This is a genomic window from Sphingomonas populi, assembly GCF_004208535.1.
GTDB lineage: Bacteria > Pseudomonadota > Alphaproteobacteria > Sphingomonadales > Sphingomonadaceae > Sphingomonas > Sphingomonas populi.
Map to the genome: position 1 here is coordinate 1 of NZ_SGIS01000020.1, position 12,422 is coordinate 12,422.

At 61.0% G+C, this 12,422-nt stretch carries 13 protein-coding genes and 1 pseudogene; 7 read left to right on the forward strand and 7 right to left on the reverse strand.

Going from position 1 to position 12,422, the window contains the following annotated elements:
- On the forward strand, positions 1 to 590 hold a 590-nt coding region (locus EWE75_RS13610; protein ID WP_130158381.1), incomplete at its 5' end, for an IS630 family transposase.
- A 1-nt stretch (position 591) separates the two neighbouring features.
- Here the strand turns inward: EWE75_RS13610 and EWE75_RS13615 are convergent.
- Entirely contained in the window at positions 592 to 1,800 is a 1,209-nt protein-coding gene (locus tag EWE75_RS13615) for an amidohydrolase family protein (protein WP_231708346.1), read from the reverse strand.
- Between the two features lie 144 nt (positions 1,801 to 1,944).
- Positions 1,945 to 2,187, reverse strand: a complete 243-nt coding sequence (locus EWE75_RS26255; RefSeq protein ID WP_130158383.1) for a helix-turn-helix domain-containing protein — start codon at positions 2,185 to 2,187, stop codon at positions 1,945 to 1,947.
- A 192-nt stretch (positions 2,188 to 2,379) separates the two neighbouring features.
- On the opposite strand from EWE75_RS26255, the gene EWE75_RS13625 reads away from it, so the two are divergent.
- On the forward strand, positions 2,380 to 3,687 hold the full coding sequence (locus EWE75_RS13625) for a tyrosine-type recombinase/integrase (protein WP_130158385.1): 1,308 nt from the start codon (positions 2,380 to 2,382) through the stop codon (positions 3,685 to 3,687).
- A 7-nt stretch (positions 3,688 to 3,694) separates the two neighbouring features.
- Here EWE75_RS13625 and EWE75_RS13630 read toward each other — a convergent pair whose 3' ends face one another.
- The 3 genes and pseudogenes from EWE75_RS13630 to EWE75_RS13640 all read right to left on the reverse strand — a co-directional run.
- Positions 3,695 to 3,910, reverse strand: coding sequence for a helix-turn-helix transcriptional regulator (locus tag EWE75_RS13630; RefSeq protein ID WP_130158387.1), 216 nt, complete (start codon positions 3,908 to 3,910; stop codon positions 3,695 to 3,697).
- Positions 3,907 to 4,137 carry a DUF2274 domain-containing protein gene (locus EWE75_RS13635; RefSeq protein ID WP_130158389.1) on the reverse strand — a complete coding sequence of 77 codons (231 nt, stop codon included), beginning with the start codon at positions 4,135 to 4,137 and terminating at the stop codon, positions 3,907 to 3,909. The genes EWE75_RS13630 and EWE75_RS13635 overlap by 4 nt, the downstream gene beginning before the upstream one ends.
- 9 nt (positions 4,138 to 4,146) lie before the next feature.
- Positions 4,147 to 4,407 (reverse strand): annotated as a pseudogene (locus EWE75_RS13640) (TrbI/VirB10 family protein); the annotation flags it as partial.
- Between the two features lie 381 nt (positions 4,408 to 4,788).
- Between EWE75_RS13640 and EWE75_RS13645 the strand changes: the two are divergent.
- The 4 genes from EWE75_RS13645 (at position 4,789) to EWE75_RS13660 (ending at position 8,128) form a co-directional block, all read left to right on the forward strand.
- Positions 4,789 to 5,178, forward strand: coding sequence for a response regulator (locus EWE75_RS13645; RefSeq protein ID WP_165388379.1), 390 nt, complete (start codon positions 4,789 to 4,791; stop codon positions 5,176 to 5,178).
- A gap of 225 nt (positions 5,179 to 5,403) precedes the next feature.
- On the forward strand, positions 5,404 to 7,035 hold the full coding sequence (locus EWE75_RS13650) for a sensor histidine kinase (RefSeq protein WP_165388380.1): 1,632 nt from the start codon (positions 5,404 to 5,406) through the stop codon (positions 7,033 to 7,035).
- A 162-nt stretch (positions 7,036 to 7,197) separates the two neighbouring features.
- Positions 7,198 to 7,851: a sensor histidine kinase gene (locus tag EWE75_RS13655; protein WP_130158395.1), complete on the forward strand. Its 654-nt coding sequence runs from the start codon at positions 7,198 to 7,200 to the stop codon at positions 7,849 to 7,851.
- Positions 7,852 to 7,867: 16 nt separating this feature from the next.
- Positions 7,868 to 8,128, forward strand: coding sequence for an MDR/zinc-dependent alcohol dehydrogenase-like family protein (locus tag EWE75_RS13660; RefSeq protein ID WP_130158397.1), 261 nt, complete (start codon positions 7,868 to 7,870; stop codon positions 8,126 to 8,128).
- An 82-nt stretch (positions 8,129 to 8,210) separates the two neighbouring features.
- Here the strand turns inward: EWE75_RS13660 and EWE75_RS13665 are convergent, their stop codons facing one another.
- Positions 8,211 to 9,068, reverse strand: a complete 858-nt coding sequence (locus EWE75_RS13665; RefSeq protein WP_130158399.1) for an alpha/beta fold hydrolase — start codon at positions 9,066 to 9,068, stop codon at positions 8,211 to 8,213.
- An 81-nt stretch (positions 9,069 to 9,149) separates the two neighbouring features.
- Positions 9,150 to 9,869, reverse strand: coding sequence for a hypothetical protein (locus tag EWE75_RS13670; RefSeq protein ID WP_130158401.1), 720 nt, complete (start codon positions 9,867 to 9,869; stop codon positions 9,150 to 9,152).
- A 352-nt stretch (positions 9,870 to 10,221) separates the two neighbouring features.
- On the opposite strand from EWE75_RS13670, the gene EWE75_RS13675 reads away from it, so the two are divergent.
- Positions 10,222 to 12,189: a PAS domain-containing sensor histidine kinase gene (locus EWE75_RS13675; protein WP_130158403.1), complete on the forward strand. Its 1,968-nt coding sequence runs from the start codon at positions 10,222 to 10,224 to the stop codon at positions 12,187 to 12,189.
- Positions 12,190 to 12,422: the final 233 nt, after the last annotated feature.

A 12,422-nucleotide genomic window follows, 5' to 3' on the forward strand; every position in this document is an offset into this window, starting at 1 on the left:
GCCTCTACATGCACCCGCCGGCCCATGCCCTGGTGCTGTCGATCGACGAGAAGTCCCAGATTCAGGCGCTCGATCGCACCCAGCCGGGCCTGCCGCTCAAGCCCGGCAAGTGCGGCACCATGACCCATGATTACAAGCGCCATGGCACCACGACCCTGTTCGCCGCCCTCAACGTCCTTAACGGCGCGGTGATCGGCCGCTGCATGCAACAGCACCGCCATCAGGAGTTCATCCGTTTCCTCAACACCATTGAGCGCGAAGTGCCCGCCGGAAAGGATATCCACGCGATTATGGACAATTACGGGACCCACAAGCATCCTAAAGTCAAAGCCTGGCTTGTCCGTCACCCGCGATGGACATTTCACTTCACTCCGACCTCAGCCTCCTGGCTCAATGCCGTTGAAGGCTTCTTCTCGATCCTCACCAGACGGCGACTACGGCGCGGTGTATTCTGCGGTATCGTCGACCTGCAGGCCGCCATCAATCGCTACCTCAAGGAACACAACGCCGACCCAAAGCCCTTCGTCTGGACCAAGTCCGCCGCTCAAATCCTCGACAAGCTCGCCAGACTGCCTGCATCTTCCCTCTGAATCAGTGCACTAGGGTCGCCGAGTGCAACACTTGCAGCGGTGGCATCCCGACATCACGCGCGAGAAACAGCAATTCATCGTCAACCTCCGGCCAATCGTGATCGTATTGAGCAATGCCATCGGTGCCGGTGGAGATGGCAACACCTGTCCGCCATGCTTGCCGGGTCAACCTGGTGACCAGCGCACCAGAGCACCGCTGCATCGGAACCGTCGGATCGACCACACGGGCGGCGTCTGTTCCGACGAAAACGCGCCCGGTTGCATCGAGGATCTGACCGCGTCTTTTCATTTCGCGCAGGAGCGACCCCACCAAAGGATCGTCGCCTTCCTTGGCAAACAACGTCTCTTTCACCCGCGCATGATCTTCGTACAACGCTGGTATCACGGTGTCGTGCTGGAATCCGAGATAGCAGACATGGCTGACAACATCGACGCCAGACGCGATCACCTGCGCGGGACTGCTCGGGAACACCACGCCATGTGCCCACACCAGGAGATGTTGGCGATGTGCCTCATGTGCCAGTTTGGCCACCAGATCAGGGGGTAGGTCGGCATAGATCTTGAGCCCGGTCGCTGACGTGCCACGCGCCAAGGTAATCGCCTCGGGGATGTTGGTGTCGCGCGTGATCGCCTGCATCCACGGTGAGCGGCCTGGCGTCATGCCAAGATTGGTTGCGATTATCCTTGGATCTTTGAAAAAGGATGGCCCGGCCACGAACGCGGCGTAGTAGATATCGGGCGCGGCGATCTCCCCCGCCAGCGCCTCGCGGGTGAGTTCGGCGACAGGACGTAGATCGTCCGCCATGTCGCGCACGGCCGTCACGCCGCCGTACAGGTCGCGCCGCAATACCGCCCTCGCCTGCTGATTGTTCGGCGGCGTTTCGAGATGGACATGGCTGTCTATCAGACCGGGGATGATAAACCGGTTCGACACGTCGATGCTATGTGCAGCTGCCGCAGCGGGGATCGTGCCATGCGGCGCAATTGCCACGATCCGCTGGCCGCGCACCAAAATGTCCTGATGCGGACGCGGCGGTGCGCCGGTTCCGTCGATTACGGTTGCATCGCTATAAAGCATATCCTGCGTGGTGGCTGGGGGCGCCGCCAACGCCGAAGCCGCCGTGAAGAGACCAGATCCAAAGAGCAGGCAGCCAGCCGCGATGCTCCACATCCCGATCTTCTTCTCGTATCTGCGCGTTCGCATCTTCATCGTAAGGTTCCATGCAAGATTGGCGCGTCGCTCGGACGCGTGAATCGGTGGTCTATCTCCGCTGCTCAACGTTGGGCAGAATAAGGGCACGGAGGGCTGAGGTGCTATCTAGACGCGTGTTGCATCGCATAACCGGCGCTAAACTCATGGGGCTTGCTTCCGACGATATCGGCCTGGCGACTGCCCCATGATCTTTCGGAACGCAGCGATAAACGCCGGTGCGCTTTCATAGCCGATGGCGAATGCCACATCCTGGATTGACCCGCCATCGGCGAGCATCGCCAGAGACTGATAAATGCGAACGTGCTGGCGGAACTGGCGGAAGGTGAGGGATTCGTACTCCCCTTTTCGCGGCCTAGCAAATCCGCCGTTTTTATGCTCTAACATCCTTGTAAAACAACGGCTTTTCTAAGTCCAATTGGATTATTTGGATCGTAGCGGTTCGGAGCGGATCGCACCGATCCGCGAATCAAACCCGGACGGAAACCCGGACTGAGCCTGTCGGCGGAGGGATCGGGATTCGAACAAGACCCGGACGGACCCGGACTGAAGCCGATGGAAGGACGACGGAGGATTCGAATGTCTCGCGCAATGCACAAGCTGAGCGCCCGTCGCGCGGAAACGATCAAGGCGCCGGGCTGGCATGGTGACGGCGGCGGCCTTTGGCTGCGCATTGACAACAGCGGCTCTCGGAAATGGGTATTCGCCTGGGAACGATCCAAACGTCGCCGAGAGATGGGGCTGGGCGCCGCCTCCGAGATAACACTTGCGACGGCCCGCGAACTAGCTTCCGAGGCTCGTGCGTTGTTGGCACAGGGGCTAGATCCCATCGAAGAGCGTCGCGCGAAAGACCTCGATCGGGAAGCTCCCGCAGCCACCGACGATGTCGTAGACGATGTTCCCGGCGTTCCGACCTTCGGCCAGTTCTCCGATACATACATTGATGCCCACGAGGACGGTTGGAAGAATCCCAAGCATCGGCAGCAGTGGCGCAATACGATCAAGACGCATGCCAAGTCGCTGCTGAACAAGCCGGTCGATACGATCACATCGGACGACGTCGTCGCCGTCCTTCGTCCAATCTGGCGCAAGGTTCCGGAGACGGCCGGTCGCCTGCGAGGCAGGATCGAGAACATCCTCGATGCGGCGAAGGCGTCCAAGCATATCGTCAGCCCTTGGGAGAACCCTGCGCGGTGGCGCGGCAATCTGATGCATCTCCTGCCTCGCCGGCCGAAAAAATCCCAGGTGAAGCATCACGCGGCCATGCCCTATGATGATCTTCCGGACTTCATGAGACAGCTGCAACGACGCCCCGCGACTGCTGCGCGGGCACTCGAACTCACGATCTTGTGCGCGACCCGGACCAACGAAACGCTGAAAATGACCTGGTCGGAACTCGATCTCGAACTGGCTGTGTGGACCGTGCCCGGCGATCGGATGAAGATGGGCATCGAGCATCGCGTGCCCTTGCCCAGCAAAGCCGTCGAGCTGCTCAAGGCACAGGCCAAAACCTCAAATCAGGCACCCGATGCCTATGTCTTCCAGGGCCAGAAGCCGGGTAAGCCCTTATCGCAAATGGCGATGACGATGGTCCTTCGACGGATGAACCTCGGACATTTCACCGTCCACGGCATGCGGAGCTGCTTCCGCGACTATATGGGCGACATGACCGATCATCCAGAGTCGCTCGTCGAGCAGGCGCTGGCCCACCAGATCGGCGACGAGACCACCCGGGCATATCGCCGTGGCGACGCGTTCATCAAGCGGCGCTCGCTCATGCAGGAATGGCAGGACTTCCTGCTGCCGGCCCAGAAGCTCAATGCCCGCGCGAAGCGCAACAATGCTGGCCGCGCAGACACTGAGATCGCGACGCTCCAAGCCGCCTGATCGACAATCATTTTGCCCGGGAATCGTGAACGACGCCCGCGATCCAGGCATCGACCTCGCGCTCGCTCCAGCGTGCCGCAGCGGCGGTGATCTTGCATGGCTTCGGGAAGCGCCCCTCTCCGATCATGGCGTAGATCATGGTCTTGCCCAAACCTACGCGATGGCGAACCTCAGCCAGCCTGAGCAACCTCTCCGGCTGCGCTGCGTCGGGCTCGGCGGTCATTTGCGCCGCTCCGTGAGCCCTTCACGCGCCTTTGCGAAACCGCGATCGCTCGCAAGGAAGGCGGCAAGCATATGCGGGACCAGATCGGCAATCGCCTGATCGTCACCATAAGCCTGCTGGTAGATCGCTGCATAATCCGCCAAGGCCAGATGAAGGTCAGGCGGGATGCTGATGGTCAACTTGACCGGCGTTCTGTCGGGCAGGCGATTGAGCTTGAGATCTACCATATCGGGCTCCTATTCCGTCCAGGGTGCCAGGATGAGATCGCGATGCACGACCAGCCTGACCGGGGCGCCGGGGCGGATCGTGATCGTCGGCTGGATTTGCAGGTTGCGGGACGTGATCTGGTCACCGGCGCGCGACACATTCTGCTGCGTGGATTCGCGGATCGCCTGGACGAGATCGCTCTCCCCTCCGAACGTCACGTTCGCGCCCACGCCCAACAAGGTCGAGATCGCGACGCCCTTCAGCAGCGTCCAGGTGTGGAAATCGACTTGAGACATGCGCCGACGCCTTTGGCCGCAAGCGGCTTGGACATGCGCGTCGGCCACCCGGCCGCGTCGATGGCGGGTCAAACTTTCCTCAAGCGAGGTTCTCAAGCCTCGGCGCCGCCCTCGCGACGCGTCGGCAGACTAACAGCCTGATTCGGAGAAGCAATACCAGCGGAGATCGGTTGCACATAGCGAAGCGGCCAGTTCGGAAGACCAAGCCACCGCCAAGGCCGACCGGACGCCTATACCTAGGTATTGGGTAGCGTTTCTCCGCTCGCTAAGCGCGGCGAATATCGTCATGGAAGAGGGAGAGCCGTGCCGCGCGGAGAGCGTTTGATGCCATCTTCGTCACGTATGTCGACCTGAACGGATATGGGACGCGGAGGAATGGACTGTGCAGCCGATACCAGCCCGCCCGCCAAGAAGACCGTGATCGGAATTGTCGAAGACGACGAGGACGTGCGGGTCGCATTGGAGGCATTAGTCGCAAGCATCGGGTTCACGTCCGAGATGTTTGAGACGGCGGGTGCCTTGCTTGCATCAGGCCGACTTAATGAACTCGACTGTGTCGTGACCGACCTGCAGATGCCCGGGATGAACGGTCTCTCCCTTGCACGTCATATCCAGCGCACCCGGCCGCTCCCCGTCATCCTTATTACCGCATTCCCAGCGATTGGCCTGGACAAGCAGGCAGCGGCAGCCGGAGTGCGGTGCCTTCTCAGAAAGCCGTTCGACCCTTTGGCGCTGATTGATGAACTGGAATCGATCGCTGGCTGACGGTTGTTATTGAACCTTGCTTGCCGGGCCGTCGGGCACTGGCGAGGCGGGCTGACCTCAATCTGCTCTTCTTTCTCTTTGAATTGGGCGAGATCGACGCTGCCGATAACGCTGACCCATACCCAGGTTGGATATGGCACCGGCCACCTTTCTGTCATGCTGACACGACCGGTGAGTGGCCAGGTCAATTGCCACACGGCGTTGCTGATGGTCAGGGAGGGAAGAATGTCGCAGCCAAAGCGGGCGATACAACCGAACCACGAAGACTTCGATTGGCTCGAGAGTTCCCTGCCTCGGATCTTCTGGATTGCCGGTGCGGACGGGAAGATGCGTTTCCTGAGCAAGGGATTTACCGATCTGACCGGGCTGGACGCCAGCCAAGTGATCAATGGCGACCGCTGGAAAGATGTCGTGTACCCCGAAGATCTGGGATCGCTCGAAGCGCTATGGCGCAATGCGCGCGCTGGTGCCTGCGAGTCCCGCAGCTATTTTAGAATGCGGCTCCGGACCGGTGATCATCGGTGGATGCACTCGATCGGTCGCCCCGTCTTTTCGACGCACAGCGGGTCGATCACCCACTGGGTCGGCGGCCTCGTCGATGTGGATAACGAGTTTCGCGCCCATCGTTCGATCGCTCAGATGAATCGCGATCTCAACCTGAAGATCGACGACGAAGCCGATCCGATGATGCGCCAGCGATGGCGCTTCCGCTCCCTGTTCCACGACCGCCGTATCGGCGTGATCGAGATCGACGCAGCAGGCGTCAAAACCGAGTTGGAGGCCCTGCGGCGCGCGGGGTTGCAGGGGTTGTCGCAACTGCTCGCCTCAAATCCGGGAGCTGTCGATGACCTGTTTGCCCGTGCCAGAACGATAGAGGTAAACCGAACGCTGGCACGCATGCTCGGGTTCGAGGATGCCGACGCCTGCCTGCTTGGACATCGGGAATTGTTCAGGCGGCTCGGATCGAAAAATCCTCTCCGACTGGTAGTTCAGGCGATGTTTACGGGGGAAGACACGCTTGATGGCGTCACCGATCTGACGATGGCGGATGGCCAGGAGGTGACGGTCGCATACGCGATCAACATTTCCGAGGATTTGACCTGCTACGCGACGTTCGTCGATATCACCGCGCAACAGAGATCGACCGAGCTTCGGCTCGCCGTTCAATCAGAACTCGCTCAGGCCAGCCGGTCAGCCACGATAGGGGCGCTTTCAATTTGCTTCGCGCATGAGCTTGATCAGCCTCTCACGTCGATGAGGCTCGAATTGCAGGCGCTGGAGCACACGCTCTCAAGCCTCGGCCATCCATCGGGCGCCGTCGGCCTGCAACGGGTTGCGCGTCAGTGTGAACGTTTATCCCAGATCATCCACCGAACTCGCGACCGAGTGCTGAGCCATAGGCGCAGCGTCGAATTGATCGACCTCGTCACCATCGCCGAAGGGATACCGCTGCTCCTTCAGCGCGAAATCAAGGAGGGCGCGGTGCATTTCGAAGTAGCGCGGCCAAGCAATCCGTGTTTGCTCGAGGCGGACGCTGCCGAACTTCAGCAGGTACTCGTCAACCTCGTCTTGAACGCCATCGAAGCTGTCCAAAGGATGCCGCCTTGTACGCGCCGGGTGTGTCTCAAAATCGATCAGGACGATAGCGGAGTTCGCGTGCAGGTCATCGATACAGGCCCGGGAATCCAGGGGAAGGACTTCCCGCAGATCTTCGATCCGTTCTTCACCACCAAGCAGAGCGGGGTCGGCATGGGCCTACCGATTTGCCGAACGCTCGTCGAGACGATGGGCGGGGATCTACAGGCGCGCAATGTGTCCGGCGGCGGCTCGATCTTCGAGTTTTGGTTGCCGCGCTGAGACGGCGCGCCAACCCGACATTTTCCTGATTTTGTACCGATACCAAAGGAGGCGGGGGGCGGCTGGCCGATCCCCTGCCTCAGAACAGGTAAGAGCAGACTTCCGTATTGTTTCCTTACGCGCGGGCTCAGACCACAAAGGTATCTGTGGAGGATTGACGCGATGATGGTCATAAATGGTGAGGGGCTGACAAGTCGTCTCGCTTCGACGGGCGACGAAAACGCCGTGCAGCGTGAAGCGGATCATCGGATCGCAAATAGCCTCCAACTGCTGTCGGCGCTTTTATCGTCACAGGGGCGCGAAGTCAGTGATCCGGCAGCCCGGGCTGCACTTGAGATCTCGGTTCAGCGAATTGGTGCCATCGCAGGCGTACATCGACAGCTGTACAGGTCACATGGCGAAGATGGCATCGATCTGTGTGCCTACCTCATGGATCTTCTCGCGGGGCTGCAGGGCAGTTTCAGCGGCGAGAATCGTCACATTCACCTTGAGGCTGAACCGGTCATCACGCCGAGTGATTTCGCCGGGATCATCGGAATCATCGTCACGGAACTCGTGATCAACGCATGCAAACACGCGTACGCCCCGGACCAGCAGGGCGTGATCAAGGTCGTGCTGGCGATCGACACTGCCCGCGGATTCACCCTTGAGGTGCGAGATCGCGGCTGCGGTCGAGCCGACGCAAGGCAATCGCTTCACGGTCTCGGTTCGCGGATCGTGGACCTGATGTCCCGCAAGCTCGACGCTGATGCGCGCTATGTCGCTGCCGATGTGGGAACCCTCTTCCTGATGACGGGTGAGCTGCCCTCGACATGAATCTGGTCAGTCGCAGATGGTGATTGCGATCCTTCCCATCCGATCGTTCCCGCAGTCGGCTCGACTGTGTCCAGGTTTGCCGGCGACCGAGCAGTCGTTCGCCATGCGCACGGTGACGTCGGCCCGCGCCGGCTCCATGCCGGTCCGGCGACTGGTCCGCGCGCGGGCATGGCAACGTCTGGCGACACATCTGGTTCTGGAGAAGCTCGCTCTAAAGGTGAGCGAAATCTGGTTGGAGAACGTGTTGACGGTTGCTGGCGCGATGCGGCGATACTGAAGCGCGAGCGCAGGCCGACGATGTCGATCTCGTTATTCGGATAAGCCCGGCTTGCCAAAAGGCGGACTATCGGGTGCTGCCGCTAGTGCGGAACCGCCATGTCATGCCGCTTGATCCAGGCGGTTGCCTGGCGAGCATATTCTTCGGGGGCGTCTTCCCAGACGAAATGGCCCGCCTCGATGACATGCGCTTCGCAACGCGGCAGGTGCGCTTGCAGGAAAGCACCGTTTGACGGCGGAACAAAGGGGTCTCCGCTACCCGACAGGACGAGGACCGCGACGTCGATCTGGGGAAGGAGCGGGGCGAGACGCGGCAGATCCCGCGGATAGGCACGAATGAAATCCGCGGCCTTGTTCCAGCGATCCCCGAGAGCAGACAATCGATAGTCCTCTATGACGGCATCTTGAGGTGTAATCCTTGCGAGTTGGCGGACAAGCCCGACAACTTGCTCGCCGCCATCGACACCCTCAAAATCCGACCTGCTGCTTTGCGCGATCTGCATGAGTGGCTCGCCAAGAAGGTCCATGGCTGCGCCCCCGCTTCCGGCGACGATGCTCGCAAACCGCTCAGGGTGCTGCGCGGCGGCGAACAACGCCGCCAGGGTTCCGACATCCGGCACGACCGCATGGACCCGGGTGAGTTCGAACGCGTCGAGGAGCTTGATCAGAAACAGGCCCATGGCTGAAGGAGACATCAGATCTTGCCGGCTCTCGGAACGACCGAACCCAGGCAGATCGACGGCAATCACGGGACCGAGCGTAGCGAAGTCCTCCCAAACCGGCAGGAAAGCAAAGACGCTTTCCGGGAAGGGCGTCGTGAGAAGGATCGGCGTGCCAGTACTAGCCCGGCGATCCACGGCGTACCGGATGCGAAGGCCGTCGATAAGGATATGATCGGTTGCGACCGGGCCGATCGCAGCATTCTCGTTCAGGTCGGCCATGATCTTACCTCGTTCATCAATCCGGGCGAGCGGCAGGTGAATGGAGGCCGGGAGGGCCGCCGTCTTCCCGGCCGCCGGTGCTCAACTCAGTGTGATCCGGTCGAGATCGATAGAGACGACCAGAGGCTCGGCCATCGCCTGACCATCGGGCTGCCGCGGATAGATGCGCCGCCTGGTCGGGAACATCAGCCCTTGAACTTTCACGTAATCCGACACGAAGTGCGCGCCGGGGGTGTTGCCGGCGATCTCGACGTCATAATCGTGGCGCTTCAGCAGACCATCAGCGCCGACGTAGAGCGTCTGTTCGGTGCTGTGCGTGGCGATCGTCGCGGGGAAACGGATTCGCAGACGCCGCCAGCTCTCGCCCCTCTCCTCCCAAGGATCGAGTTCATGCGTCTCAACACCGTCTTCGGCGAGCAGGAACGGCATGGTGAGGTAGGTCCACATCGCACACCCGGCAAAATAGGCGAGTTGCAGGTCGGACCAGGGTGTCTCCAGCGTGTGACCGACGAAAGAGGACCTGGGATTTTCCAGAAACTCCAGCGTCTCGTCGGTGTCGGACCGAAGCTCGACCAGCGCCGGCGTGAAAATCGACTTACGCGATGCGTTGCCGAAAGGGGCATGCGACGCCCGTTCACGGCGAAGATCGATGGTGACGCTGGTATCGTCGAGAACGCCTGGCTTGCCTTTGAGCATCCACAACGCGCCGCCCTGGATAAGATGCGCGGTCAACGTCGAGAACGACTTCCAGTGGGCCAGACCGCCATGAGCGTCGATGATTTCCGATGCGAGCTTGTCCATGTGCGTTCCTTTGTTTCCGTGAATTTACGGAAGCGGATTCGTGCGGTGAACGTGGACAATGGTATGGGGTGCATGGACGTGAGTTGGTTTGGACCCGTCCTGCCGACCGCGCTCACGGCAGCGACAATGCCTGCCGAGCTGCTTGCCTTCGATCGTCGTCGGCGGCGCACCGGTCGAGACGAAACTGGGTCGGGGCGTTCTCGTAGGTATGCATGACTTAATCCTCCGTCGGAAGGAGGTTGCCCAAGGCCCGCTCGATTGGCGATATGCACCATGGCAAGGGGCGATCGGCCCCTTATTTAGGACATAATGGACCGAAGCCGTCGGCCGACGTCGAAAACGGAGTTCGCACGTGGAAGGCGCAAAGTTGACACCCGGCGTTGGCATCATCGCGGCCGGCCTGGCTGCGGCGATCTTCGTCGTGGACAGTAACGCCGCGCTGAACGCCTCGGTCGCGATTATCTATATTTGCGTTCTCGGTCTGGTTGGCCTTCGAGGCGCTCGGCGCGATATTCTGATTGCGACGTCGGGCTGCGCCGCACTGTCTATCCTGGCCTGGGGCCTTGTTCACGGCGGCACGTCCGATCTGCCAAGCATACTTCGTCTCGGTTTCGTCCTGGTCGCCCTGGCGCTAACCGCAGCGCTGCTCATCAATCGGCTGAAGCTCCAGGCGATGCGCCTGGAGCTGGAAGATAGCCGGACCGAGCTGACCACCTTCGCTGACTCCGTCCCCCAATTGCTATGGCGCTCGACGCCTGACGGCCGGTGGGATTTCCTCAATCGTCGGTTCACGGAGATTACCGGGGTCGAGCGCGAAGAGGGGATCGCACGGCAGACGTGGCGCGAATGCGTCCATCCCGACGATATGGGTCCACTTCGCGAGAAACTCATCCGCTCTCTGGAAACCGGCGAAGACGTCTCCCATCAGGTCCGACTTCGCCACAAGGACGGAAGCTACCGATGGATGTCGATGGCGCGTCGAGCGGTCAGGTCGCCCCAGACCGGCGAAATCCTTCGCTTCTATGGGGGCAGCACCGACATCCACGAGGAGGTGCTTGCCCAGCAGAAGATCCATGAACTCATGGCGCAACTGGAACAGCGCGTCGAGGAGCGAACGGAGGAACTGACCCGCACCGAAGCGCGCTACACGAGCCTGTTCGACGTTGGAAACATCAGCTTTGCGGAAATGGATTTCAGGGCCACGAAGCCGATCCTCGACCAACTGCGCGACGAAGGTGTCACCGACCTGCGCGCCCACATGAATGCGCATCCCGACCTGTTTCAGCATTGCCTCGGCCTCATCAAGACGACCCGGGTCAATGAAGCCCTTGCCCGCCTTATGGGATACGAGAATCTCGCCGAGTTGGCGGCCAACCCTCCTGCCGAGAATGCGGAAGACGGCCCCGAGGTTCTCCTTCGGCAACTTGAGATGGCCTTTTACGGATCGGAATATATCGACGGACGAACGGTGCTGATCGGGAAGGACGGTCAACGCATCACTGTCTTTTTCACCGTGATCCGCCTGGAGAGCGGCCTCCATCTGTCGAGCCACCTCAACCTGACAGAGCAGGAAGGTATTGCCGAACTGCGCCGCGCCGCACAGGACGAGCTTGCCCGTGCGAACCGCATTGCTACGATTGGAGCCTACTCGGCAACGATCGCACACGAACTCAACCAGCCGATCTCATCGATCACGATGGACGTGCAAACGACGCTCAGGTGGCTCCGATCAGACCAGCCAGACCTGGCTTCAGCCATTCGTGGCCTGGAGCGGCTGACCCGGACCGTCGAACGCGTCAGGACAATCGTGCAGCGTACGCGTGAAAGCGTAACCGCGCATCGACGCAAGGTATCGGAGTTCGACCTTTGCGCACTCGTGACCGAAACCTGTGATCTGCTCGACGGAGAGGTCCGCCGGGCAGGAGCAACGCTGGAACTGCAATGCGACAGCGATTTCCCGCCGATCGAAGCCGATCCGATCGAGCTTCAGCAGGTGCTGGTCAATCTTACCACCAACGCAGCCGAGGCGATGATCGCCACCCCGGGTTCGCGGCGGATCGTTGTGTCCGTGCGCAACATGGGTGGGGGCGTATCGGTCTCCGTCGCCGATACCGGACCTGGCATTCCGCAGGACCAGCTCACGCGCTTGTTCGAGCCTTTTTTCACGACGAAGGCGACAGGGATGGGGATGGGTCTCCAGGTCTGCCGCAATGCCGTCGAGAGCATGGGCGGCACACTCAACGTCCATAACCGGGAAGAAGGCGGGGCAATCTTCGCATTCATTCTGCCTGCCGCCGAGGCGATCCAGACGGCGGCATAGTCCAGGGCAGCACGGAGCGCCAACCTTGGTATGGGGTCGGTGCTGCTCAGGTAGAATGGCGGGGGGCAGTCGGCTTCGACAGAATGAGCGCGCGCCTTTCACTCCGTCCCATGGATCGCCGATGCCCCATTCTGATCGCAACCCTGCCGACTGGTCGATCGAAGGGGCCGTCGCTGCCCGGGGACGCGCATCGTGACCGCGCCGCCCCTCATCGCCCTTGAAGGATGGCTCAA